The 25,439-nt window shown below is 46.0% G+C and carries 19 protein-coding genes; 5 read left to right on the forward strand and 14 right to left on the reverse strand.

The genetic code is table 11. The annotated features are described in order from the left end of the window. Nucleotides 1-75: 75 nt before the first annotated feature. Nucleotides 76-3,075 (reverse strand): TMAO reductase system sensor histidine kinase/response regulator TorS, encoded by a 3,000-nt coding sequence (gene torS, locus AC5YBX_RS12475; RefSeq protein ID WP_494521220.1) that lies wholly within the window; start codon nt 3,073-3,075, stop codon nt 76-78. A gap of 145 nt (nt 3,076-3,220) precedes the next feature. Here torS and torT point away from each other — a divergent pair, with 145 nt between their 5' ends. Then, a complete protein-coding gene (gene torT / locus AC5YBX_RS12480; RefSeq protein WP_494521599.1) occupies nt 3,221-4,270 on the forward strand; it encodes a TMAO reductase system periplasmic protein TorT in 1,050 nt (349 codons plus the stop codon). Here the strand turns inward: torT and torR are convergent. Continuing rightward, the gene (torR, locus tag AC5YBX_RS12485; protein ID WP_494521598.1) at nt 4,267-4,977 is read right to left on the reverse strand and encodes a two-component system response regulator TorR; all 711 of its coding nucleotides are present in this window, start codon (nt 4,975-4,977) and stop codon (nt 4,267-4,269) included. The two genes, torT and torR, sit on opposite strands and share 4 nt — an antisense overlap. 354 nt (nt 4,978-5,331) lie before the next feature. On the opposite strand from torR, the gene AC5YBX_RS12490 reads away from it, so the two are divergent. Both AC5YBX_RS12490 and AC5YBX_RS12495 read left to right on the forward strand, forming a co-directional pair. Then, nucleotides 5,332-5,700, forward strand: coding sequence for a PilZ domain-containing protein (locus tag AC5YBX_RS12490; RefSeq protein WP_494521219.1), 369 nt, complete (start codon nt 5,332-5,334; stop codon nt 5,698-5,700). Nucleotides 5,701-5,947: 247 nt separating this feature from the next. Further along, nucleotides 5,948-6,433 carry a mechanosensitive ion channel family protein gene (locus tag AC5YBX_RS12495; RefSeq protein WP_494523774.1) on the forward strand — a complete coding sequence of 162 codons (486 nt, stop codon included), beginning with the start codon at nt 5,948-5,950 and terminating at the stop codon, nt 6,431-6,433. Between the two features lie 247 nt (nt 6,434-6,680). Here the strand turns inward: AC5YBX_RS12495 and radA are convergent, their stop codons facing one another. Further along, complete coding sequence (gene radA / locus AC5YBX_RS12500; protein ID WP_494521217.1) at nt 6,681-8,054, reverse strand: DNA repair protein RadA; 1,374 nt, start codon at nt 8,052-8,054, stop codon at nt 6,681-6,683. A 198-nt stretch (nt 8,055-8,252) separates the two neighbouring features. Between radA and AC5YBX_RS12505 the strand changes: the two genes are divergently transcribed. Then, nucleotides 8,253-10,655: a PilZ domain-containing protein gene (locus tag AC5YBX_RS12505; protein ID WP_494521216.1), complete on the forward strand. Its 2,403-nt coding sequence runs from the start codon at nt 8,253-8,255 to the stop codon at nt 10,653-10,655. An 11-nt stretch (nt 10,656-10,666) separates the two neighbouring features. Here the strand turns inward: AC5YBX_RS12505 and AC5YBX_RS12510 are convergent, their stop codons facing one another. Both AC5YBX_RS12510 and serB read right to left on the reverse strand, forming a co-directional pair. Then, complete coding sequence (locus AC5YBX_RS12510; protein ID WP_494523775.1) at nt 10,667-11,605, reverse strand: alpha/beta fold hydrolase; 939 nt, start codon at nt 11,603-11,605, stop codon at nt 10,667-10,669. A gap of 268 nt (nt 11,606-11,873) precedes the next feature. After that, nucleotides 11,874-12,860: a phosphoserine phosphatase SerB gene (gene serB, locus AC5YBX_RS12515; protein WP_494521214.1), complete on the reverse strand. Its 987-nt coding sequence runs from the start codon at nt 12,858-12,860 to the stop codon at nt 11,874-11,876. Between the two features lie 78 nt (nt 12,861-12,938). On the opposite strand from serB, the gene AC5YBX_RS12520 reads away from it, so the two are divergent. Next, nucleotides 12,939-13,682 carry a YtjB family periplasmic protein gene (locus tag AC5YBX_RS12520; RefSeq protein WP_494521213.1) on the forward strand — a complete coding sequence of 248 codons (744 nt, stop codon included), beginning with the start codon at nt 12,939-12,941 and terminating at the stop codon, nt 13,680-13,682. 208 nt (nt 13,683-13,890) lie between these two features. Here the strand turns inward: AC5YBX_RS12520 and deoD are convergent, their stop codons facing one another. The 9 genes from deoD to nlpI form a co-directional block, all read right to left on the reverse strand. Beyond that, nucleotides 13,891-14,601: a purine-nucleoside phosphorylase gene (gene deoD, locus AC5YBX_RS12525; RefSeq protein ID WP_494521212.1), complete on the reverse strand. Its 711-nt coding sequence runs from the start codon at nt 14,599-14,601 to the stop codon at nt 13,891-13,893. A 95-nt stretch (nt 14,602-14,696) separates the two neighbouring features. Then, entirely contained in the window at nt 14,697-15,914 is a 1,218-nt protein-coding gene (locus tag AC5YBX_RS12530; RefSeq protein WP_494521211.1) for a phosphopentomutase, read from the reverse strand. 11 nt (nt 15,915-15,925) lie between these two features. Beyond that, the gene (gene deoA, locus AC5YBX_RS12535; RefSeq protein ID WP_494521210.1) at nt 15,926-17,257 is read right to left on the reverse strand and encodes a thymidine phosphorylase; all 1,332 of its coding nucleotides are present in this window, start codon (nt 17,255-17,257) and stop codon (nt 15,926-15,928) included. A 177-nt stretch (nt 17,258-17,434) separates the two neighbouring features. Next, on the reverse strand, nt 17,435-18,208 hold the full coding sequence (gene deoC, locus AC5YBX_RS12540; RefSeq protein WP_494523776.1) for a deoxyribose-phosphate aldolase: 774 nt from the start codon (nt 18,206-18,208) through the stop codon (nt 17,435-17,437). A gap of 457 nt (nt 18,209-18,665) precedes the next feature. Next, on the reverse strand, nt 18,666-19,580 hold the full coding sequence (locus AC5YBX_RS12545) for a nucleoside-specific channel-forming Tsx family protein (protein WP_494523777.1): 915 nt from the start codon (nt 19,578-19,580) through the stop codon (nt 18,666-18,668). 384 nt (nt 19,581-19,964) lie between these two features. Beyond that, nucleotides 19,965-21,224: a NupC/NupG family nucleoside CNT transporter gene (locus AC5YBX_RS12550; protein ID WP_494521207.1), complete on the reverse strand. Its 1,260-nt coding sequence runs from the start codon at nt 21,222-21,224 to the stop codon at nt 19,965-19,967. Between the two features lie 178 nt (nt 21,225-21,402). Next, the gene (locus AC5YBX_RS12555) at nt 21,403-22,224 is read right to left on the reverse strand and encodes a TatD family hydrolase (RefSeq protein ID WP_494523778.1); all 822 of its coding nucleotides are present in this window, start codon (nt 22,222-22,224) and stop codon (nt 21,403-21,405) included. A 226-nt stretch (nt 22,225-22,450) separates the two neighbouring features. After that, nucleotides 22,451-24,037 (reverse strand): peptide chain release factor 3, encoded by a 1,587-nt coding sequence (gene prfC / locus AC5YBX_RS12560; RefSeq protein WP_475514531.1) that lies wholly within the window; start codon nt 24,035-24,037, stop codon nt 22,451-22,453. A 426-nt stretch (nt 24,038-24,463) separates the two neighbouring features. Continuing rightward, a complete protein-coding gene (gene nlpI, locus AC5YBX_RS12565) occupies nt 24,464-25,354 on the reverse strand; it encodes a lipoprotein NlpI (RefSeq protein ID WP_494521205.1) in 891 nt (296 codons plus the stop codon). Between the last annotated feature and the right edge of the window lie 85 nt (nt 25,355-25,439).

Genomic DNA, 25,439 nt, shown 5'->3' on the forward strand with positions numbered 1-25,439 from the left:
CAAGTTTACCAGATTTACGCCCGCTGTAAGCCACCTCTCCCGTTAAGGCTGCTGCAACGCTGGCACTGTGTTTCATTACGCCTCTTTATCCAACTCAGCGGTCATGGCAGCTAACGAGGCTAGCCATAAGGCTTCTAGCTGTTGATACTGCTCAAGAGTCAAAGCAGTTCCCGCAGCCAGTTGCGCTTCGAGTAATTGGCACCGCTGCATCAACGCCAACATGCCCATGCTCGCGCTGCTGCCCTTTAACCCATGCAGCCATTTAGCGGCGTCTTCGGGTAACACGCTCAAGCGGGCAAGCTGCTCGCGGCTCGAGCTTTGAAACAAGGTAAACATCTCAACTAGGGTGGCTTTACCTATATATTGCCTATCTTCATCTAGCTGGCGCTGATTGAGTAACGGGTGCGGCAGGGTTGCATCCCCTGCTATTACCTCACTATCTTGCTGCCCGTCAGTTTGTATAACAACCTCATCAGGCGTGTGTGGTGTATCTTTAACTGCAACCACACCAATCCAACTCATCAAGGCTTGCATATTGAGCGGTTTAGCCAATACCACATCGAAACCCGCTTGCTGATAACTGACAACATCCTCGCTTTGGATCTGCGCCGTAAATGCCGCAAACGTTACCGATGATATGTTGGTGTCATTGTCAGGTTTCAATTGCCTCAGTAATTCAAATCCCGAACCATCACCTAGCTGAATATCAAGCATAACGGCATCGAAACCACGCGCGTCAGCATAATAGCAATTGAGCGCTTGTGCACAGCTGGTCGCCAGTACGGCCTCATGCCCTAAATGGGCTAAAAAGCCTTGCGCCACCATGGCATTAACCTTGTTGTCCTCAACGACAAGCACTCGCTGCTTTAACACGGTTTTGATGATTTCGCCGCTGGCCTCAACCGCCGGCTCACAGTTAATAAATGGCACACTAAAACCAAATACACTGCCTTTATCTTGCTCGCTTTGCACCCATAATGTGGTGTGCTCGCTCGCGGCGTGTTCGCTTGCGCCTTGATTCATCACCTCCACCAGCTCTTTACTGATGGCTAACCCTAGCCCGGTTCCGCGCGAGCGACCTTGATTTGGCAAGTCACTATACACTTTAAAAAGTTGTGCTTTCCCCTCATCACTGATGCCAACGCCAGTATCGGCCACCTCAAAATAGAGCCGATTTTCCTGTGCGCGGACTCGTAAGATGATCCCACCCTCGGGAGTGAACTTGATGGCATTGCCCAATAAGTTAAACAACACTTGTCGCAGTTTAGGCCCATCAAGCAACGTCCAATCAGGCACATTGTCACTCTCGAGCCTGAGAGCTAAACCAGATAATCCGGCGCCGGCTAACATAATGGCCACGATATCGTCGAGCAGCGCAGGCAAGGCGACCGGACGCGGTTCATTATTAAACTGACCTTGCTCTAAACGTGAAAAATCCAAAATATCATTTAATACCGTTTGCAGCAGCGTGCCGCTGTATTGCGACAAGGCCAACATCTGTTTTTGCGCCGTGGGCAGCGGTGATTGTCCCAGCAAGGTTAAAGTGCCTAATAATCCATTGAGCGGCGTGCGAATTTCATGGCTCATCGTGGCTAAGAATAGCGATTTGGCTTTACTGGCTTCCTCGGCTATCACCCTTGCCGCGCTATGCCCTTTGGCCTCGGCATCGAGCTGGCGGTTCGCCTCGGCGAGCTGCTGAGTTCTAGCTTGAATGGTCTTTTCCAGCGAGGCTTTATGCTGAATAAGCTCAGCTTGCAGCTTCTGATTATGCCGCGTCTTTTGCTTAAACACTTCGATAGCGGATGCCATGGCGGTGAGTTCGTCATCACCGTGTGGGTCTAACGCGACCGAGGTATCACCGCGACTGAGGCGAGACAGCGCATAGGTCGCCTCATTTAAACGCAGCGCAATACCACGGTAAATCACCCGATAGACCACCAGCAGCATTAAGATCAACATCAATAAGCCCGTACTCCATAACCCGGCTTTAGCCCAAGACAGTTGCTGTAAAAATTGCTGCCGCGCCTCGGCGGCTTTAGCCTGCTGTGCCTGCATGGCCTCGTCAACCGCACTATTTAACTGCGCCAGTTTTTCCGTCAAATTGAATAGCTGCTGATTTTGCTGCGCTAATACTTGACCATAGTTTTGCTGCAACGCGAGCCCTTGGCTCACACCGCGTAAAATGGTTAACTCTTTATCTAGTTCCACGGCGCGCCTAGGATCGCGTATCAACCCCTTTAAGAGCTCCAGCGGCATCATATTTATCTGCGTGAATGGCAACATCTGCGCCGAATCCGCCAGTGTTATAGGCTCAACTTGATACACTTTACGCGTTGTAGGCACCAGATTGGACATGCTGGTCAGCACCTTATTTAAGCCTAGTTGCTGCTCGGGTGACTGAAGTAACTGTCCCACCAGAGCGATATGATGCACTAAGGCTAAGGCACGATTAAGTCGTTCTTGAATATCGAGATCTTGCTCTATTATGGTATCAAGCAGGTGTGCCGTTTGTAACTCCCCCACGACTTGTGGATAGGCCAAACTTAGCTTGGCCAATACCGCCGAGTCCACAATGGCCAGCTCAGCCTCTAGCAGCTCAATGGCACGGCTGGCGGCGTCTGTTAGTGCTTGCCCCTGCTCACTTAGTTTTTTAGCCAAAATTAAACGCTCACCCACTTGACGGCCTAATTGCGATAAATCACGTAAAATGTCGCCCGCGGCAAGCTCTAAAAGGCGATCGTCTTCGACATTTAACGTCTTTAAGCGCGCAATAGCCCCCAGTAAGTTACTGCCTTCTAATGATAACTTTCGACCTAAAAATGCTCGCTGCGTTTCCTCTTCAACCTGCTTTAAACCTTGAGCGTTATCCAGTAAGGCATTGGAAGACTGCATTAATTGGCGCGCAGCTTCGGAGGCTGGTAATGCCTCTTCATAGAGGTATTGGTCAGCCTCTTTAACCCAATAAAGCGATACACTGCCTAGGGTAACGAGCAATAATAACAGCAAACCTAGTAGGCTAAACGCAACCATTAAACGGCCAACTAAGCTTTTGCTTGATAACGATAACGCGCCCACAACACTCCTCAAACTGTTACACTACAATGATAAACGTTACGCCATGGCGTAGATAGCTACGGCGACCATGAGCTCTCCTCTATTCTCTATCGATGAGCATTACCTTATGAGCAGCCTAACAAAAACCTTACTTCATCTCATATTAATGTTGATATGGTTAAGTTATTCGGCAACTGCGGCCAATCATAGGCCATGGATACTCGAACAGCGCAGTCCCTTTAATGCCAAGCTGCAACAGACAAGCATTCTTGAACACACCGCTTTATTATCGTCTAAAAAACCTTGGCGCGTCTGTGTGTTAGTGCCGCACCTTAAAGATGCCTATTGGATAGGCATAGATTATGGACTCGTCACCCAAGCCACACAACTGGGTATCGAACTCGAATTATTTGAAGCGGGTAGTTATTACGATAAAGACCGCCAATTGGCACAACTTGAACACTGCATGCAATCCCCTTTCGACGCCGTATTACTGGGTAGTGTCGATCCGCTATTGCTGCGAGGTTACCAAGGACCGGTCAATAAGCCGATTATTGCGCTCGTCAATCGCCTCGACAGTGAGTTGGTAACCACTCGCATAGGGGTCAACTGGTATCAGATGGGCTGGACTGGCGGCGACTATATCCGGCAATTGTTGACCAAAGCCCCATCGAAGACCAACATACGTTTGGCACTGCTCACAGGCCCCGAAAAAGTGGGCGGCACCACTTGGGTAGAGCAAGGCGTTATTGACGCTCTAGCCGATAGCCCAGTGACCATATCATCGAATCGCCATGCCGATAATAATCGCAATTTATACCGAGACCAACTGCATCATTTACTCAAAGACCATATGCCTGACTTTATTCTAGGCAGCGCGGTGGCCATTGAAGCGGCGATAGGCGCATTGCAACAGCAACAACTCGATACCAAGGTCACTCTAGTCAGCAGCTACCTATCGCCCGCGATCCTTAGAGGGCTTTATCGACACAAAGTGGCTTTTAGCGCCGATGATCAGGTGGTATTACAGGGAAAACTCGCCATCGATATAGTGGTGCGAGAACTACAAGGCGCCGCAGCCTTTGGTGATATCGGTCCTAAAATTATCGGTTTACACCAAGAGGTACCCTCAGCTAATCAACTGCGTCACAGTTTGGCCCCTGCCGACTTTTATCCCATCTATCGGGTTACAGCGCTGAAGCACGTCGACAACTAGTTGTCGACTTTGGCAGAGAACAGATACCCTTCACCATGGACAGTCACAAACAACTCTGGATGCAGTTTATTGCGCAGCCGACGAATAATGACATCTATGGTCCTGTCATTCACATCTTGATTACGATGGCTGGTTTGCTGCATCAAGCGCTCGCGCGATAGCACTTGCTGAGGGTGTAACGAAAACGCAACTAATAGCTCAAACTCGGCTTTAGTGAGTTTGATGATCTCATCGCCGCACTTTAATTTACGACTGTTGAGTTCTAAGGTGTAGCCCTCGAACTCCATCACATCATCTTTACACTCTAACTGGGCAATGGTCTCTTGCTGGGCTTTTTTAACTAATGACATACGCCAAAGCAGGTTTTTGACTCGTACCAGTAGTTCACGTAACTCAAAGGGCTTGGTCACATAATCATCGGCCCCCATTTCGAGGCCGATGATCTTGTCAATGGCTTCATCACGCCCGGTCACTAAGATGATCCCCACATCGGAGCGACTTCTGAGCTCGCGCGCTAAACTCAAGCCATCAACACCGGGAAGGTTAATGTCTAACATAACTAAATCAACATGTTGACTCGAAAATTGCTGCCACATCTGCTCGCCATCTTCAGCCTCAATCACCCGATAGCCCTCTTTCTCAAAATAGCCTTTTAACCGAGCACGAATGACCGCCTCGTCATCAACCACCAGCACTGTATTAATCATAAGAGAATGAGCCATTTGCCCGCCCTAAATCGGTTTATCGCCTGATAACGACATTATTCATAATTTTTCATATATGCATATAAGCATATTAGTAATATTGTAAAACTGCGAACCTAAGCAAGAAGCGTTTTGAATCCCCTCAGGCAATACACTGTCGTTAATATCGACATGCCCCACAAAATGCGCCTAACCTAAGCGTTGACTAAATCAACTAAACAGCGTTGACTAAATCAACTAAACAAATGAAAAATATCGATATAAAACAAGATTTTTACAGCTAGCCCATGTTAGCTTATGCTTAGTTAGTAGGCTAAAGCCAGCCAGTGCAATGTTTAAGGCAGTTAAGGACAGATAATGAATGAACGACGCCAATTTTCGCGGATCTTATATGAAGCGAAAGCAACACTCACTCAGGGACAGACCACCTGGCCAACCACAATCCATGATCTCAGCCTCAATGGCGCTCTTGTAGAACAACCAGACGGGTTGTCGCTGAACGACCAGCCACTGCAATTAAGCTTTACCTTAGGCGACTCAGATATGGTGGTGTCGATGGAAACCCAATTGAGCCATCGACAAGATGATCTCCTGGGGTTGTCTTGCCTGTTTATCGACCTCGACAGCATCAGTCACTTACGGCGAATGTTAGAACTTAACTTGGGGGATGCTGAACTACTCAATCGTGAACTTAAACTGTTTGTTAAAGTGCACGAGCAAACTTAAATCGTGAGTAGCAGCCTCAGGTGAATGCCTTAGCCCAGTTGAAGGGTACAAAAACATAAGTGTTCAGCCCATAATTAAAGTGAGTGATTGAGTGAGTGAGCTCCGTAAGGCGCCTTGGCAATTCGCTATTGAGTGATAATACAAGATTAAAAATCACTTTAGTGTTTTGCTTAAGCCATTTACACTGTGCATTAGGGTTACTTCGCCAGCATTAGCTGGCATTATTTTAATAAAATGAGCAGATTAAATGAGCCAACAGATCATCTTCGCCCTCCTGGTTTTTGCCGCATTTTTTGTATTAAGTCTAGCCATTGATAAGCTACTAAAAAAAATCGAGACTCGGTTCGATTCGACCGCGTCTGAATCGTTTCGATTAATCTCTAACTCGCAAAAAGCCATGTTACTTTTTATTGGTAGCATATTAGCCCTGTCAAAGATGGGCTTTGATGTAGGCGCGTTAGTGGCAGGCTTAGGATTAACAGGCTTTGCGCTTGGCTTCGCCTTAAAAGATGCGATATCAAACTTAGTCGCCGGGATAATGATAGTACTTTATAAACCCATAAGAATGGGCAATACCATTGAGGTAACGGGCTCTAAAGGTACAGTGATTGACTTGAACTTACGTTATATCACCATTAAAGGAGATGGGGTGACTCACTTAATTCCTAATTCGCTGATTTTAAGTAATAAGTTGTCGATTATTGAGCCGCAAGCCAGCTGCGAATCTAAATAGCCTCTCTCTGAATAGCCATAGCCAAAGTAGCCCTGTAGTGACGATTATCACATCGACGTCACTACACTGCTGGAATTCACCCTCTTGCGAGCTCAGCCCAGTTATCGAGCTCAGTTTCAATTAGGACTAGCTTATCCGGTAACTGCGCATCACTTTGATGTCACGCGCAATCACTTAAGCGACTCGCCCCCTCTTTGCCTAGGATAATCTGCAAATCAATTGATATAAGCAGTTATGTGATAAACCACTAGTTAATCAACTCAAGCAATTCATGAATGGTTTTTATCGGGTGGATCTTAGCTCCTAAACCTTCCATCGACTTATGGTAATTTCGAAACGGAATATAGATCTCGGTAAACCCATGTTGCACCGCCTCTTTCACCCGTGGAACACCACTGTCAATGGGACGAACATCGCCATTGAGGCTCAACTCACCCATGATGCAGGTGGTTCTGGGCACCACAAAATCATTTAAGCTGCTCAGCAAGGCGGCTACCAGCGCTAAATCGATACAGGTTTCTGACTCATCGATTTTTAATCCGCCGACGAGATTAAAGTAGGTATCATGAAAAATCTTAGTGCGAGTATGCTTACGCAATATGCCGGTGAGCATCTTAATGCGGTTCATATTCAAACCGACACACACCCGCTGGGGGAATTCGCCCTCTGTTTCTGTCGTTAAACATTGTATCTCTAACAACAAGTTACGATTACCCTTGCGGATACAGGTAATGGCAGCGCCCGGCGAGTCGGTCGTGGAGCCCGACAGAAAGATTTCGCTGGGATTATCCACGCTTATCATACCGCGCTCGGTCATCTTAAAAATACCCACGGTATCGACATCACCAAAACGGTTTTTATTGGCCCTGAGGGTACGTACCTGCCCATCATTGCACTCTAAATGGGTTAGACAGTCGACAATGTGGATCAGGGTTTGCGGCCCTGCCGTTTCATTGTTTTTATTCACATGTGCCACCAAAAACATGGTGACGTTATTTTGCTTACAATACTGTGTCAGCGCCTGAGCACTACTTTTGACTTGCGAGGGCGAGCCTGGACTGCCATTGGCTAAGTCGGTCACCACCGCCTGAATAGAGTCGATCACCGCAAACTTTACTTGCTTGGCCTCAAGCTCGGCAATAATCGACTCAACACTGGTTTCAGCCATCAGGTATAAGTTATCTTCATTGCAGTTTAACTTGAGACGATTAACCCGGTTTTTAAACTGCGACAGCGACTCTTCTGCTGTGCAGTAGAGTGACGGCATAAACTGCGACATACGTGACACCAGATCGGACAATATGGTGGTTTTACCCGCACCAGGATCGCCTGAAATGATATTCACTGAGCCCGTGGTTAGGCCGCCACATAACACTCGGTCAAGTTCTCCGATGCCGGTGAGCATTTTTTTGGCTTCAAACTCCTCCACTTCACTGAGTTTTTTCGAGCCACCGCCCACCGCACCGGCGTAACCCGATACCGACGTTTTAGCCGATTTACTTGGAGCTAATCGCACCTCGGTAATGGTATTCCACTCTTGGCAGGCACTGCATTGCCCCTGCCAACGGGGAAAGTCTTGCCCACACTCGTTACACACATACGCTGTTTTATTCTTAGCCATAATCAATTCTAATGTCGTATTTCGATATAAATCGGTCGCACTGGCCGACCCTAATGCCTTACACTGTTTCAATAATCATCAGTGCTCGCGCCAAAAGTTTTGTTGTTAATAAACAGAAGACTATCAAGTTTTTCGACTAATTGCCGATACCATATTAGCCGTCACTGAATCATTTCGTACTCTAAAAAGATACCGCCGATGAGTTTTGAGCAACACAACGCATTAATCGAACAATTAAAACCTTTACTCATGGAAGCTAATTTCAATGAGCTGTTCGATAATTTGACCGCGCAAGAGTCGAACTCTACGCGTTTCTTACTCAAGATGGAACTCAAACGATTAGCCTCATTATGCACCCGCATCATCGATTTAAGAGACAAGTCAGAATTACCCTGTGAGCTGTTTATCTGCGGCGAACAGAGCCACTATATCGACACCCCAGCCAAAAACAATTTTATCCAAGCGCTAGCTCTGTATCAGGGCCATTATACCCTTGGCGTCTATGAGCAGGTAATGAGCGCACACAAATTAAGACGCCAAAAATCTCGTCATAGAGTCGAGAAAGAGGTGGTATTAACCCCTTATATTGCTACTGGAGCAGTATTAGGCAGTTATTTTAGCCGCAGCGAAGAGCGCATGAACTACTCTATGCGCATCGGGGTCATTCAAGCGCCCTTAAGCGAGTTAAGCGGCATTACTGTGGATCTCTCCGTGGGTGGCGCCCGGATCCGATTACCGCTAGATCATGGGCTCAATACAGATAAACCACTGCGAGTAAAACTATTAGAACTCAGTGACGAGTACTATTTTCAAGATTTACAGCAAGGGGTTGACTATCAAGTGGTCGATGTCGAGAGTAATCACGAATACAGTTGGTTACGCCTTAAGCGTATCAGTGGTAGCGATGCCCTTTCCGAGATGCTCAGCAAGCTGATCCACAGCTATAAATTTCGCTACAAGGTCGATATCAACGATATTTGGGTGGCCGCCAATGGGCTTGGGTTTGAGCGACACTACTTACCGCATTTACCACACCTACCCTTATATGTTGAGCGCCACTGCGGGCAATATAGAGTCACCCATAAATTACTCAGTCGTGACAACCAGCGCTTACATCACTTCTTTATCGATGAAAAAGAGATTAGCCAGCTGTCGGGTATGCTGACACCATCACGGCTTAATGCTTTGATTGCTCAGCCCGATAATGAAGCTCATGCACTGTTTTTTTGCTTTACCTTTCAAACTCAAGGCAATATCTTTTTTTACTCAGCTACTTTAGCTGAGCTGCTAGAGCAAGATCTACTGGGGCTATTTATTCACTTTGGCGCGAGCAAATCCAGTTGGCGTATTTTTAAGATCGTCAGTCACGAAGTCGATCATCAAACTTCTTATAAATCGAGTATTTTACCTGGTGATAGCAGCCATTATTCAGCGCTAACTGAGGCACAACTTAAGCGTTTTAGCCATGTGTTACAGCTGATCGATTTAACCAATGAAAAGATGCTAGCACGTTACCGTCAGTGGCAACCTCAGGGACGAGAAGTCAATCAACTCAAGCCCTTTGGCCAACAGAAAATCACCGAAAACCAGATTAAGCTCTTATCGCTACAATTTACCGAAAGGCGCAATGAAGCGCGGTTTTCGTTTAAAACTCAGGTCGCCATTACCCAAGGTCAACTATCGGTATCCGGCTTTACCTTAGACATTTCGGGTAAAGGCTTACAGGTTAACTTAAATGATCCCACCGACTTTGATAGCAGTGAACCCTTGCTATTAAGCTTTCCCAAGTTACAACCTCTGGCAGGTAAAGCCAATTTGTCACAACTACCATACCGATTAATTCGTACCCGTAAAAATGGCATCACTCTGCATTTAGCGGCCATAATCGGTCACACTCAACATGTCGGCGTTGCCTTTTTAAACCGATTAATCGAAACCAATCGCGATAAACTTAAAAAGTTAACTGAAGCCAATGGTGACATGAAAGAGTTATCCGACGGGTTAAAAAACTTACTCATGCGCAAATTAGCGTCGGTGCCTTATTTTATCGAAAAAACTCAAAAATCAGCCATGCTAAATGTGCTTGGTGTAAGTAAACATACTAATGAAATTGCCGATTTGTTTGCCGCCACCACGCAACAATCGCTGCAATATGATCTGGCCAGCTTACTGGATAACGGCCGTCTTAAACGTGATTTAATCGATCCCTTACGCCAAATGAAGCCCCAAGATGGCTTGGATTTTTTTGAAGTATTCGTGCAAGTGTCAAGACAATCGCAGGGGCGAATAAAGCTCAAGTGCGTTACTGCCGCTGAGATAGGCGATGAGACGGCTCAAATTCATTTTATCCGCCAAAGCCATAACTTAGGTAAGTTTATGGCACTGCGGATCTATCGAGGCGCGACAGCAAAACCAGATCTAACTTACATTAAGCGCGAACTGGAACACATTAGCGTGCACGCACATCACAAGGCCACGCAGATAGAACAATTGATGTGGCGGATCATCGGCGTCGGTGAGTTTCTCGATATTACCGCCGAAGTGTTACTACGCTACCCTAACCACTATCATGAGCTGACTCGCCCCTTAAAACACTCATAGCCTAGAATGCCTTAACGACAAGGCTTATCAACGCCATTGGCACGCTGATACCAGCTCAGCACCTGCAAAAAGTGATCACCGCGGGCATCTTTGTGGGTGAGCATGTCAGCATGGCCATAATCATGCCGATAGCCGTTGGCTTTAGATAACAAAGTATAGTTAACATCATGACAGTGACATTCGGCGATCATCCGCTGCACATCGGCAGGATTGCCCAATACTGCATCGCCCAAACCAGCAATAAACCAGGCTTTTGGCCAACCTTTGCAAGACCCTAACTGCTTAGCCGCTCTCGCATAATTAAAGCCATCATCATGATCTATCCACTCACCTTGCACCCAATCGATACTTTGTGCTAGCGACGCCTTACTCTCGTTATCCATCCCCATGCGCCAACGATCCGCGGCCAGATACCCATGGCCTTTAGCGATGGCAGGTGCAAGGGTATTCCACGCCACATCGACCATCAACCACTTCTTAAATGAGCGAACTTTGATAGCACGCTTACTACCAAAAGTGAGTAATGAGGCCACACTGTGCTGAAAAAAATCGAAACGGGCAATCGCGCTAGCCATTAATACTCCGCCCCACGAATGACCACACCAATGCACTTTGCCCGCATCTGGATGCTGAGACAAAATATAATGCTGCACTAAGGGTAACTGTTCACGGATCACCTCACCTTGACCATGGTTAGCACCTGCGGCGAGCTTGGGTGTACTTAAGCCTCTGCCCAAAGTGTCCAGCACATACACCACAAACCCAGCTTGAGCTAAATACCCCCCTAATCCTTTGCCGCTATCGCTGTAGAACACCCGTCCATTCGACATAGCGCCATGGAGCATCAATATGGGTGGCTTACGCATATCGGCATCGGCTCGTTTAAGCTGCCTAAGGTGTAATTGACCTTGACGATAGGGAATATAAAGTGATTGCTGTATAAGTTTCAAAATGGCATCAACTAAAAATAAATTTAAACTAAACTACTGACAAATAAGATATAAAACAAGAGCATTAAGGGTCACAATACTGCGGGGACTCGATAAGTAAACACCTGTTTAAAAAAATCAACTTATAGATCAGTCAATAAATCTCTGATTAAAACGGTGAGCTTGTAATAAATAATGTGAGCGCTAACCAACAATTCCAGCGTTTATCAGCATGTTGGAGGAATGATAGGGACGATACTCAGTCGCAGCGCCCCGGTCTTATTCACTATTACTCGCTAAGATCGAGCAACATATAGGGTAAAACACGCAAATCTAAATGCGCTATAGCGGCATCGGCGGCAAGACGTAATTTAGGTTTGGCATGAAATGCGATGCCAAAGTCGGCCATTTGCACCATAGGAATGTCGTTGGCACCGTCACCAATGGCGCAGCGCTGACCTACAGTGATACCCCACTCCTCGGCGCAGCGCGCTACTGTATCGGCCTTAAACTGAGCATCGACTACCGTGCCGCGCACCTCACCTTTAAGGGTACCAGACTCAATGACCAACTCATTAGCGTAAGCGGCATCTAACGCAAGTAAGTCTTTCAGGTGGCCAACAAAGGGGGTAAAGCCCCCAGAGGCTAACACCAAACGCCATTGGCGCGCTTGCAACAGGGTAATCATGGCTTCAAGACCGGGCATCAGAGGCAGCGCGGTGCATAACTTATCTATGATGCTGGCATCGGCTCCGGCGAGCTGGCTAACGCGAGCGCGTAAGCTTTGCTCGAAATCAAGCTCGCCCAACATGGCTCGCTCGGTCACCTCTGCCACCGCCGCACCGACCCCCGCCATCTTGGCCAGCTCATCGATACATTCGATTTCAATGGCGGTGGAATCCATGTCCATCACCAATAAACCGGGGAGATCTAATCTAACTGGCTGCTCAGACATCTCAATCACCTCAAGCTTAGGCAAGGCGGATAAGAGAGCACGCTGCAATTCAGTTAAGGGCGAGTTTAAACCCAGCTCAACACACCAAAGCCCTAACGGACGCAGGATCGTCGCCATACTGACGAGTGAAGTCAGCTCCATAAGGTTATCGGTGAGCTGCGCCTCAAGGGCTACGGCGTCATAAACCAAACGAACTCGATGAGTATCATCAGGGACTTCAGCCTCGCTATGGCGGACAAACCGTTTGCCTTGATATTCAAACTGATCGCTGGTCTCTTCATATAGCCACGAAAACAGTGAATTTTGGTGCTGACTTTCCATTGGTATCGCATCTCCGGCTATCGGGTTTAACCATAATCAATTATGATTAATCAAACCCTTATCATCTTCAGGTACACAGTGTTTTTTATTAAAGGACTCAAAAAAACCCAGCGGCTATCGCGGTTACTGCAAATTGGCATTGCGCTGGCGCTTATGGTGGGCCTATTTCAATTATGGGAAACAAGCCTACTACAAGGTCAGCAGCTTCTAAAGTCCCAAACGCAAAAGATGGCGCGATTACTAGTACAACAAACTGCTTATGGCGCTGGACCTGCATTGCAATTACAAAATGATGAACAACTTCAGTGGTTAACCAGTGCATTAGTACTGGATCCTAAAGTCATGTCTGCCGCAATTTATAGTGAACAAGGCCAGCGGCTCTCATTTGCCCAAAGCGTCACCAAGCAGGATTTAGATCCCGACGCCGAAGAGTTAAAGGCCTTGTTAGCCGACTACCCACCTTACGTTGAAGCTGTGCTACAGGGGGATAAAAATTTAGGCTATGTAGAAGTACGATTGGTGCCTGAACTGTTTTTTAACGAAATTAAAGAGGCGCATCAGCTCAATATGGAGCAGCAACAGATGATGTTAATCATCGCTGGGCTGATTGGCATGTTGTTATCACGGGCGCTTTCGTTTAAGCGAGCTCAATTTGATCGCTTAAAGCGTAAAAGCAAGCTAGATAAGAAACTGGTTGCCGCTCTGACGGTAGAGCAGGCAGAAGCACAGTCAAACACTAAATCGTTAGCTGGACCTGCCACTGATTCAGCCAAAGAGTCTATGCCAGATAAGGATAAAACACCGGCAAGCAAATCCGATTAAAGTCCCCTCAGCTTGATTAAAGTCAGATTAACGATATGACAAGCAATCATGCCTAGATAGAGTCAAACTAAGTCAATCCGTTAATGTGCTGATATGAAAACAATATGGGTACAGAAAATAGATATCAGCCCATCAATTACACAGTTGCTTTTATATGGGCCACAAAAAACGGGCCCTAAGGCCCGTTTTAAAATAATGGGTAAGCCAATTACAGAGTAATTGCAGCTTCCAATGTCATTTCAATCATTTCGTTAAAGGTGGTTTGACGCTCATCTGAAGAGGTTTTCTCACCGGTACGGATATGATCTGATACGGTAACCACACATAACGCCTTAGCACCGAACTCTTTAGCAACGCCATATAGACCAGCGGCTTCCATTTCGACACCCAGTACGTCCATTTTTTCCATTACGTCAAACATTTCTGGATCTGGCGTATAGAATAAATCAGCAGAGAACACGTTACCAACGCGGTACTTGGTACCACGAGCATCGGCAGCTTTAACCACAGCGCTCAATAGGCTGTAATCACAAATTGCAGCGAAGTCTTGGTTTTTGAAACGCAGACGGTTAGTTTGCGAGTCAGTACAAGCACCCATACCGATGATCACATCACGCACTTTAACGTCGGTGCTGATCGCGCCACAGGTACCAACACGGATTAGGTTTTTAACACCGTAATCTTTAATTAATTCAGTGGCATAGATTGAGCATGAAGGAATACCCATGCCAGAACCCATCACTGAAATACGCACGCCTTTGTAAGTACCAGTGAAACCTAGCATGTTACGCACGTCAGTTACTTGCTCAACATTCTCAAGGAAAGTTTCAGCAATGTATTTAGCACGTAGTGGATCGCCTGGGAATAACACGGTATCTGCAAATGCACCGTCTACTGCATTAATATGTGGTGTAGCCATCTATTTAACCCCTATTTTTTTAGACTTAAGTCTTTCTAGTACTGGCGGAAAATCAGCTCCGCCAAATCAATAATTCTAGACCATTTACAGGTAGATTAACCTACAAATGATGTGCCATATTCCATCGGTTCAAGCTCAAAGTAACTTGCGATACTCTGGCCAATATCGGCAAAACTGTTACGCAGTCCAAGCGAGCCTGCGGCCAACCCGGCGCCATAAGCTAATACCGGTACGCGCTCACGAGTGTGATCACTGCCAGGCCAAGTCGGATCACAACCATGATCGGCGGTCAGCAGCAATAAATCATCAGCATCTAGCAATGCCAATATTTCAGGTAAACGGCTGTCAAAATACTCCAGTGCACGAGCGTAGCCAGCAATATCGCGGCGATGACCATAATGAGAGTCAAAATCAACAAAGTTGGTAAAGACTAGAGTCCGATCGCCCGCCAGCTTAACTTGCTCAAGTGTCGCATCGAATAGGGCTTCTAACCCAGTCGCTTTCACTTTTTGAGTAATGCCACAGTGAGCATAGATATCGGCAATCTTACCGACACTGACCACTTCGCCGCCTGACTCTTTCAATTTATCCAGTACGGTTTTTGCTGGCGGCTCAACCGCGTAATCACGACGATTACCGGTGCGAGCAAAATCACTAGGGCCTGAGCCAACAAAGGGGCGCGCAATAACACGGCCAATATTATATGGCTCAAGTTCTTCACGGGCGATAATACACAGCTCATACAGTTTTTCGAGACCAAAGGTCTCTTCATGGCAGGCAATTTGAAATACCGAGTCGGCTGAGGTGTAAAAAATGGGCATACCTGAACGCATATGCTCTTCACCCAGCTCTTCTAAAATTGCGGTGCCAGAAGCGTGACAATTACCTAAATAATCGCTCAGACCTGCTCTTGCCAAAATTTTATCAGTCAGCTCTTGCGGAAAAGAGTTGGTTAGATCGCTGAAGTAGCCCCACTCATAAAGCACAGGCACGCCCGCCATTTCCCAATGGCCACTGGGAGTATCTTTACCCGAACTTAATTCATCGGCATGGCCATAAGCCCCAATGATCTCAACGTCATCGCTGAAACCTTGTGGCATGTTGCCCGTGCTCTCTTTAGCCGCTAACGCTAAACCCAGTTTAGCAAGGTTTGGCAACTTTAATGGCCCTTCGCGACCATCGTTGGCTTTACCTTCGGCGCACGCTTTAGCGATATTACCAAAGGTGTCTGAGCCCACATCACCAAACGCTTGTGCATCTGATGCTGCACCGACGCCGAATGAGTCAAGCATCATAATTACTGTTCTTTTCATCGTTTACTCTCCTAGAGATCAGATTGACGAATGTAACGATAGATCTCTGGTGTTTTTTCTGGCGCGCTATCGCCAATATGAATCGCATTTTGTACGGCCTGCGCCGCGGCATCAAATGCATCTTCCGATTGTGCATGGATCATGGCGAGGGGTTTATCGGCCGTGATCTCATCACCTAATGCACACACTTGGGTTAACCCGACACTGTAATCAAGTTTATCCCCTGGTTTACGCCGCCCACCACCTAAGGTCACTACCGCTAAACCCAGTTCGCGAGTGTCCATTGCCGCAGCAAATCCGCTGCGGTTAGCATACACAGGGCGAATAATGGCTGATTGTGGCAGATAGTTAGCGTAATTTTCGATAAAGTCGCTTGGGCCACCAAGACCTGAGATCATCCGGCCAAAAATTTCGGCGGCTTTGCCGTTATCTAGCACGCGATTAAGCATGTCACGCGCTTGGGCTTCACTGGCTGCAAGGCCACCGAGTTGCAACATCTCGGCGCACAGTCCCATAGTGACAGCATATAGACGGGGATTACGATAGGCACCGGTTAAGAAATCAACCGCCTCTTTCACCTCAACAGCATTACCCGCACAAGACGCCAAGACTTGGTTCATGTCGGTTAGTAATGCAGTGGTCTTTGTCCCTGCGCCGTTGGCAACGGCAGTGATAGAGCGCGCTAATTCTTCAGATGCTTCGTAGGTCGGCATGAAAGCGCCGCTGCCCACTTTGACATCCATCGCGAGTGCATCAAGGCTGCAGGCCAATTTTTTCGACAAGATAGAAGCGGTGATAAGCGAGATAGATTCAACCGTGGCGGTATTATCACGAATAGAATAAAAGCGCTTATCGGCAGGGACTAAGTCACCCGTTTGACCAATAATGGCAACGCCAACGTCTTTAACCACCTGACGAAACAGCTGACTGTCGGGTTCAGTTTGGTAACCCGGAATTGCATCAAACTTATCTAGCGTGCCACCGGTGTGACCAAGTCCTCGGCCCGATATCATCGGCACATAACCACCACACGCGGCGGCCATGGGGCCAAGCATGAGGCTTATCACATCACCGACACCGCCGGTACTGTGTTTATCAATAATCGGGCCATTTAGCCCTAAACTATCCCAATTAAGCACGGTACCAGAGTCACGCATCGCCGTGGTGAGCGCAATACGCTCATCCATATTCATGTCATTAAAATAAACCGCCATGCCAAGGGCAGCGATCTGCCCCTCTGACACACTATTATCAGTGATCCCTTTAACGAAAAACTGGATTTCTGCGGTGGTTAATGCTTCGCCATTACGTTTTTTACGAATAATTTCTTGTGCTAAAAACATGGTGCTGCCTCCAAGTTTGTCGTTACGTTATGTTATAACGACAAGCTCTTTTATAAGACGCCATGCCAGTCTACAGATAAGGTAAAACACTGGCTGAAATGGCGTCTTCAATTAGATTTAGATCACACTTAATTTAAACGCTAACTCACTAAACTGATTAAGCCTTAGCTTAAAGTTTTAGTAACCTTGCGGCCCTTTAGGGGCATCGGCTAACTCTAAAGTATGTAGCAAGTTAGTGAGTAGGCTAGATGCACCAAAGCGGAATGTCTCAGGGCTGACCCAATCATCACCGAGTATGCGGGCAGCAAGGCCTAAGAACTCGGCAGCGGCAGCGGCATCACGCACACCACCGGCAGGCTTAAAGCCCACTTTAGGGTTCTTTTGGCTGATCACTGTCATCATGATTTCTGCCGCTTCTAAGGTGGCATTCACTGCAACTTTACCTGTTGAGGTCTTGATAAAGTCAGCGCCAGCGTCGATAGACAGCTCTGATGCACGGCGAATTAATGCTGGATCTTGCAACACACCCGATTCGATAATGACTTTTAGTAAGACATCGTCACCGCACTCTTCTTTACAGGCTTTAACAAGTTCAAAACCTATGGTTTCGTTGCCTTCCATTAACGCGCGGTAAGGGAATACTACATCCACTTCATCGGCGCCATAAGCCACTGCCGCGCGGGTTTCGAGTACCGCAATAGCAATGTCATCGTTGCCGTGAGGGAAATTAGTCACTGTGGCGATTTTAATCTCTTCACAGCCCATATCATTGAGGGTTTTGCGCGCAATAGGAATGAAGCGAGGATAGATACAGATAGCGGCGGTATTGCCTGCAGGGGTCTGCGCTTTATGACAAAGCTCAATCACTTTTTGATCGGTATCGTCGTCATTTAACGTGGTCAAGTCCATCAATTGAATGGCTTGTTGTGCTGCTTTTTTTAAATCGCTCATAATAGCTCTCCGAGACGTAATTTATTAATTGAAAATAATAAAAAGAGATCGACGTATGACAGCGCCTAAGAGTTGGCAATTGTGATTATTGTTATGGCCGGGTCTTCAGCGTTGGCATAAAACAAGACCATCCCCATTACACAGAGGTGGCATATGTTTTACACATTCAGGAGTTCATTGCCGCACACTATGTTGCGATCCATCCTGAAACAAGGTAACGACTTGAATCCTTGAAGACCGGGAAGGGGAACGAGTTATTATCACTGTAGAGTAGTGTTCCTGCCTTTCCGCGAAAAATCCATTTTAGCGCGTAAAACGACTAACCTTTATCTAAACAAGCTCTATCAATATAGTCCATGCTTAAGTAAAAATTAACCTATCTCGTAAGATGTCGCTCCTTTACAAGATAATAATTTGGAGCCGCGTTGGCGGCCCCAAATACTTACTTATTCTATTCTTAGAACTTGTAAGTTGCGCTGAAGTAGTGACCCCAACCAGTAGTGTCTAATCCGCCCCAGAATTCATTAGCGAATGCTTGGTTATTTAGACCATATACTTTGTTGTAGTACTTAGCACCATAACCCACAGCGTAGCGGTCTGAATGCCAGTATAGGCCTAGGAAAAGATTACCACCATCGGTAGAGTTGTTATATTCGCCAGTATAGTCATTGAAGCCGCTAAGCTCTTCGTCCATAGCAAACTGCCAATCAATATAACCTTGGAAAGATAGGAAGCTCTTGTTGTCGAAGAAGTAGAAAGGCTTGAACCAGTTAGCAGAGAACTGGTAACCGTTCCAATCTTTGCTATTGATGTCGTAAGTGGCGTACAGGTTCATGCCCGTTTTGCCCAACCATGGAACCATCACATCAGCACCAATACCCCAGAAAGACATGTTCACATCACCTTTAGTGTATGCTGCAAACTCATTAAAGTCTTTATCAGAAGCAGTGTATGAACCAGTGATTCCACCGCCGCCCCAGTTAAATAGAGTAGAGAAGTAAATTTCTTGCACAGGACCGAAAGACAGATCTTTGCCTGTGATCGCATCAATAGAGAAACGAGGAGCAAACTTCATGAAGATTTTGCTTGCGTTATCTACTTTGTCACCTGAACTGGTGTTAGCTAGGTTGAATACGTCAACGTAACCGTAAAGATCAACAACGCCAGAGCGTCCGCCGAATTCCATCTCAAGGTAATCATGCTGTGCATCTGAACCATCAGCGATTGGATGCTCATCGATTGAGTACATTGCATTGAACTGCATCCACTTGTAATCGCTACCATGAAGGTCTGAGCGATCAGCAGCAAAGGCTGTACCTGACATTGCAGCTACGGCTGTAGCAGCTAAAGCTAAAGTTTTAACGTTTTTCATCATCAACCCCATTATTTTATGGTTTTACTGCTCTTAAAGAGTCAGTGTTTCTTTTTGTTTCGCGCCGCATTTTACCCAAATGGTATTAAATCACAATACAATTAACGTGAAAATGCGAACACAATTTCCTAACATAAAAACAAACTACAATGATTGGTCATGGTTGGTAAATATTGACCCTATTTACAACCTGACTGACTGAGTTCGCTGGCTTAGCACCCTCATAAATCTGCCGCCTGCAGCAACAGACACATGACTCGCTAGTACAATGTTAATTAATAACGCTGTTTTGCTTGTTGTGAAAAATGGTGTAGTTAACGCTGACTCTGCCCTGCTGGGCAGAGTCATCATTCAGGGGCATCCCCCCAAGGAATTACCTGAGACTTATAACGCCAGGAATAGACCCGCAAGCGTTGCACTCATCAAGTTTGCTAGTGAACCAGCAATCACCGCACGGAAACCTAGCTTAGCAAGGTCGTGACGACGGCTTGGCGCCATTGAACCAAGACCACCAAGTAAGATAGCGATTGAAGATAAGTTAGCGAAGCCACATAGTGCGAACGAAATGATAGCTTTAGTTCTATCCGTCATCACAGCATTAGTTGCTTCGACTAATAAACCGCCATCAGCGACATCTTTTAGGTATGGAGCGAAGTTTAGGTATGCAACGAATTCGTTAACCACAATCTTCTGACCGATGAAAGAACCAGCAACTAAAGCCTCGTTCCAAGGTACACCGATAAGGAATGCAAGTGGCATAAACACATAGCCTAAAATTAGCTCTAGGGTAATCCCCTCTAAGCCAAACAGACCCGTTACACCACCAATGATGCCGTTAAGCATGGCTATCAGCCCCACGAAGGCAAGTAGCATAGCACCGACGTTTAGAGCTAAATGCATACCCGATGAAGCACCTGCAGCAGCAGCATCTAACACGTTAGCTGGCTTATCTGGATCATCTGGAAGCTCATCCATTTCGTTAACCGTTTTATCGGTTTCTGGATGCATAAGCTTAGCCATTAACAGACCACCTGGAGCCGCCATGAAAGAGGCAGCAACAAGATACTGAATAGGCACACCCATTTGCGCATAACCGGCTAATACCGAACCCGCAATAGAGGCTAGACCACCAACCATGATGGCAAACAGCTCAGATTGCGTCATCGTCGCGATAAACGGACGAACCACTAGTGGCGCTTCAGTTTGACCAACGAAAATGTTTGCTGTCGCAGACATAGACTCAGTACGGCTAGTACCCAGTGCTTTTTGTAGCGCGCCACCGATAATACGGATGATCCACTGCATGATGCCTAGGTAGTAAAGTACTGCGATAAGTGAAGAGAAGAATACGATAACAGGTAGCACGTTAACCGCGAAAATAAAACCAACTTTGAAGTTAGCTAAATCGCCGAAAAGGAAGCTAATACCGTCTTGTGCGTAACTAATAACGCTTGATACGCCATTAGATACTGTTTGAAGAATATCTTTACCGACTGGAACATATAACACGAAACCTGCGAAGAACGCCTGAATAGCAAGTGCGCCAAACACAGTGCGGAAGTTAATAGCTTTTTTGTTATTCGATAACAAAAAACCTATTGCAAGTAGGGTGACCACCCCTACCAAGCTCATTAAAATATCCATTAACCATCACCCTATTGTTAATAATTTTTAATTATGTTGTTAACCAACCTTTTTTCAACTCCAGATTATACCCGAGCGATTAGCTAAAATCGTCGTTTTGATCAAATTTTTGAAGTTTTATTTCAATACGTTAGGCGATAAATTTGATGCGAGCCACATCTGTTTTTTAAAAATCAAATTAGAGGTCAAAGAGTTGCATGGTATTTTGAAACACTTGTTCTGAAACTAGAACGCGAGATTTTTTCTGTAATCTTGCAATTTCTTCGATCAGCAAATGCAACATTAAGTTCGATTCGTTGATATTATCGGCAACATCAGGATTTCCCTGCAGTGAGGCAAGTGCAAGATCCGTTTCAATCACTAAAGAAGCTAAGGGAACATTGACAATGGACTCCCGCAATTTTTTGGCTGTTTTATTTAATAACAAATGACCGATCCCAAGCTTCATACCACAATCAAGATACTGCTGCGCCAATTGAGTACTGCCATAAAAGCCATGGATCACTCCCGCTTTTTTTAATGGATAACGTTTAAGTAAATGCAGTACTTCATTATGAGCTTTGACACTGTGGACTATCACAGGTAGGTCAAAACGCTGCGCCAAGCTTAACTGCGCCTCGAAACAAGCTATTTGCATATGCCATGTGTCACGATATCCGCCATCGAGACCACATTCACCAATCGCCACTAAGCGTTTGTCTTGCTTATTTTTTATGAGTAATTGTTCAAGTTGGGCTATTTCTGTAGACCAATGTTGATTGCAATACCAAGGATGCATACCCAAGGCGTAGCTGCAATCATACTGCTGCGCCACGGCATATTGTTTAGCCCAATGAGCCGCAGATACGCCGGGGATCACCGCATGTTGTAAACCTTGTTGCTGCATGTGTAACATCAACACGTCACGTTTTGCATCGAACTGCTCAAAGTCCAAATGGATATGGCTGTCAATAACGAACATAGAGGGCGCTTTGGCATCGAAGATAAGATGATCAACCATCAGCTTAAGCCTCCTGCTCTAATTTACGGTTAAAACAGTGAACACTATAAAGGTGACTAAACTTACATTTCACTTACACCCCCTCTCTTGCTACAAGCATGTTTCAATAACGATTTAACATTCTGCTAACAAAGCCAGTCTATTTAGGTACAAAAAAAAGCAGACGGATCTGCTTTTTTATCTATGGTGCTAAGCTCAATCATATCGAGCCACACTTCAGTGCCATTTAGTTTTCGCGTGTTTTTGCAAACTCAATGTCTGGATAACGTTCCATCGACAAGTTGAGGTTAACCATAGTGGGTGCGATATAGGTTAAGTTATCACCTCCATCGAGGGCTAAGTTATTGCTACACTTACGCTTAAAATCATCCAGCTTTTTGTGATCGTCACAATAAACCCAGCGCGCCGTTGCTACGCTGATCGCTTCGTAAATGGCTTCCACCTTGTATTCGCTCTTTAAGCGCTGTACAACCACTTCGAACTGTAGCACACCGACAGCGCCGACGATTAAATCGTTAGTGTCTAAGGGTCTAAACACCTGTACAGCCCCCTCTTCAGACAGTTGCACTAAGCCTTTTAACAGTTGTTTCTGCTTTAACGGATCTTTTAAGCGAATACGGCGGAACATTTCCGGGGCAAAGTTAGGGATGCCGGTATAGCGAAACTTATCACCTTGAGTGAAGGTATCACCAATTCGGATAGTACCGTGGTTATGCAAGCCAATAATGTCGCCAGGGTAAGCCGCCTCAGCGCGATTACGATCGCCAGCCATAAAGGTCAAGGCATCACTGACGTTGACATCTTTACCTATACGCACGTGATGCATTTTCATGCCTTGTTCGTAACGTCCAGTACAGATACGCATAAAGGCTACACGGTCACGATGTTTCGGATCCATGTTGGCTTGAATCTTAAACACAAAACCACTGAACTTTGGCTCTTCAGGGTCCATGACTCTGACATCAGTTTCTCGAGGTTGAGGACGCGGAGCCCACTGCACGATACCGTCAAGTATATGGTCAACACCAAAGTTACCCAATGCGGTACCAAAGAAAACCGGAGTCAGCTCACCTTTTAGGAAGGCATCTAAATCAAACTCATTAGAGGCGCCTAACACGAGTTCCATCTCATCACGGATCTCTTGCGCATAGCTGCCAATGGCTTGGTCTAGCTCCGGATTATTTAACCCTTTTATGACGCGCGAGTCTTGGATCGTATGTCCCATACCATTTTGATACAGAATCACCTCATCACGCAGCAGGTGATACACCCCTTTAAACTCTTTACCCGCGCCTATAGGCCAAGTGATAGGAGCACAAGCAATATTAAGCACATCTTCAACTTCGTCCATCAACTCAATCGGATCTCGAATATCACGGTCGAGCTTGTTCATAAAGGTGACAATTGGTGTATCACGTAGACGCGTCACTTCCATTAATTTGATAGTACGTTGCTCGACACCTTTAGCCGAATCGATCACCATCAAACAGGAATCAACGGCGGTCAAGGTACGATAAGTATCTTCCGAGAAGTCTTCGTGACCAGGGGTATCGAGCAGGTTCACCAAGGCATCACGATAAGGAAATTGCATCACAGAGGTGGTGATGGAAATACCACGGTCTTTTTCCATCTCCATCCAGTCTGATTTAGCATGCTGGCCTGATTTTTTGCCTTTTACCGTACCGGCTTTTTGCAAAGCGTTGCCGAACAGCAGTACCTTTTCAGTAATGGTGGTCTTACCGGCATCGGGGTGAGAGATAATAGCGAATGTTCTTCGCTTATTGATTTCGTTAAGGAAAGTCTGGTCAGCCATTAAAAGTTCTTTTTAGGTTGTACACGAAATTGAGCACGCGTTGCTGTAACCCAAAGGGGCGACTGCGTTAACCAATCCGTTAGGTGAATAATCATTGGCGTCTATTTTCACCGATTTAGGCGTTTTAAACAATCAATGCGGTGCAGATAGATGGGGCTTTTTTACTAAACACGAAGCTTAAGATGTGATCTGGAGTGTAACACTAACACGAAACCTCAATCATAAAGACAAAGATTTAACGTCATATTGAGTAAGGTGATAATTAATCAAATATGCTTTACCTTATCCCATGACCAACCAAACATTCGAAAGTAAAGCTTATAGTGAAAGGATCCCGCAAGCCACAGAGAGAAAAAAGCCTTGAATGACGGATTATTCACCCCGCCTAAACAAGGCCATTAATTGCCTGCAACCCCATTAGAGTGCTCACTCTTCATTTAAGCTTTGACCTATCCTAGCTAGCTCAACTCTGGCATATCTATGTTCAACAAAATCATAAATATTGGTGGCCAACGCCAAACGGTAGTAATTAGCGGCATCATTATAACGCTGCTGTTGCTGCGCAACTTTAGCAATATAAAAATAAGCTTCACATAAGCGCTCAGCATATTCATTAGGGTGGGTTAACCCCTGCTTAGCTAAATTAAAAACTTGCTCCCGATCGATGTCGTCTAAATAATAGTCGATGATAATTGTCGACCAGGCGCTATCGGCTAATAATTTACGATGGGTTCGCAAATTATTTTTGGCTCGCTCAATATCGATTTTTGCTTCGGTGATGTATAGCCATAATGCACGATAACCATCTTGGTTATCACCGTTATAAAAACTCTGCATATCGGTCAGCGCTAATTCATTGCGCTCGCCGTAGTAAAGTGCAATACCACGATTCAAATAGGCATAATCATAATCGGGGGAGAGTTCTAATACCGCATCGAAAGCCTCATAGGCACTCTCAAATTCACCCTCTTGAGTATAATAAATACCAAGAAAATTATAGGCATCGGCTAAGTTTGGCTGTAGCTTTAACGCTTGATGAAAATCAATACGGCTTAAAATGCGTAAACCAACACTATCGTAAATCACGCCACGATCATAATGAAAGCGCGCACGTTGCTCTATGGTCAGTTCAGCTGAAGCCAAGATGTCATTAAGGCGGGCAAGGGTCACTTCTAACTTATAATCGGGCATCACTGGCGCAACGATCAGTTGGCCATGCGCTGCACTTTGTCCTAGTTGAGTCGATACACATCCTGTCAGCAGCATGCTAAGAGCAGCCATCACCGCGACTGTCTTTGTGCGCAATTGATAAGTCATCCATTTAACCTTATTTGCTTCGCAATAGCACCAATCATAGCAATCCCTAATAGCAAGGGCTATCTGCATTTTTAAAATCCCAATA

Source organism: Shewanella sp. 492 (assembly GCF_059338445.1).

Excerpts from the sequence above, each read along its gene's own strand:
- torT (WP_494521599.1), top strand. The coding sequence starts at position 3,221 with ATGTTGATATGGTTAAGTTATTCGGCAACTGCGGCCAATCATAGGCCA.
- torR (WP_494521598.1), bottom strand. The coding sequence starts at position 4,977 with ATGATTAATACAGTGCTGGTGGTTGATGACGAGGCGGTCATTCGTGCT.
- AC5YBX_RS12490 (WP_494521219.1), top strand. The coding sequence starts at position 5,332 with ATGAATGAACGACGCCAATTTTCGCGGATCTTATATGAAGCGAAAGCA.
- AC5YBX_RS12495 (WP_494523774.1), top strand. The coding sequence starts at position 5,948 with ATGAGCCAACAGATCATCTTCGCCCTCCTGGTTTTTGCCGCATTTTTT.
- radA (WP_494521217.1), bottom strand. The coding sequence starts at position 8,054 with ATGGCTAAGAATAAAACAGCGTATGTGTGTAACGAGTGTGGGCAAGAC.
- AC5YBX_RS12505 (WP_494521216.1), top strand. The coding sequence starts at position 8,253 with ATGAGTTTTGAGCAACACAACGCATTAATCGAACAATTAAAACCTTTA.
- serB (WP_494521214.1), bottom strand. The coding sequence starts at position 12,860 with ATGGAAAGTCAGCACCAAAATTCACTGTTTTCGTGGCTATATGAAGAG.
- deoD (WP_494521212.1), bottom strand. The coding sequence starts at position 14,601 with ATGGCTACACCACATATTAATGCAGTAGACGGTGCATTTGCAGATACC.
- AC5YBX_RS12530 (WP_494521211.1), bottom strand. The coding sequence starts at position 15,914 with ATGAAAAGAACAGTAATTATGATGCTTGACTCATTCGGCGTCGGTGCA.
- deoA (WP_494521210.1), bottom strand. The coding sequence starts at position 17,257 with ATGTTTTTAGCACAAGAAATTATTCGTAAAAAACGTAATGGCGAAGCA.
- deoC (WP_494523776.1), bottom strand. The coding sequence starts at position 18,208 with ATGAGCGATTTAAAAAAAGCAGCACAACAAGCCATTCAATTGATGGAC.
- AC5YBX_RS12545 (WP_494523777.1), bottom strand. The coding sequence starts at position 19,580 with ATGAAAAACGTTAAAACTTTAGCTTTAGCTGCTACAGCCGTAGCTGCA.
- AC5YBX_RS12550 (WP_494521207.1), bottom strand. The coding sequence starts at position 21,224 with ATGGATATTTTAATGAGCTTGGTAGGGGTGGTCACCCTACTTGCAATA.
- AC5YBX_RS12555 (WP_494523778.1), bottom strand. The coding sequence starts at position 22,224 with ATGGTTGATCATCTTATCTTCGATGCCAAAGCGCCCTCTATGTTCGTT.
- prfC (WP_475514531.1), bottom strand. The coding sequence starts at position 24,037 with ATGGCTGACCAGACTTTCCTTAACGAAATCAATAAGCGAAGAACATTC.
- nlpI (WP_494521205.1), bottom strand. The coding sequence starts at position 25,354 with ATGACTTATCAATTGCGCACAAAGACAGTCGCGGTGATGGCTGCTCTT.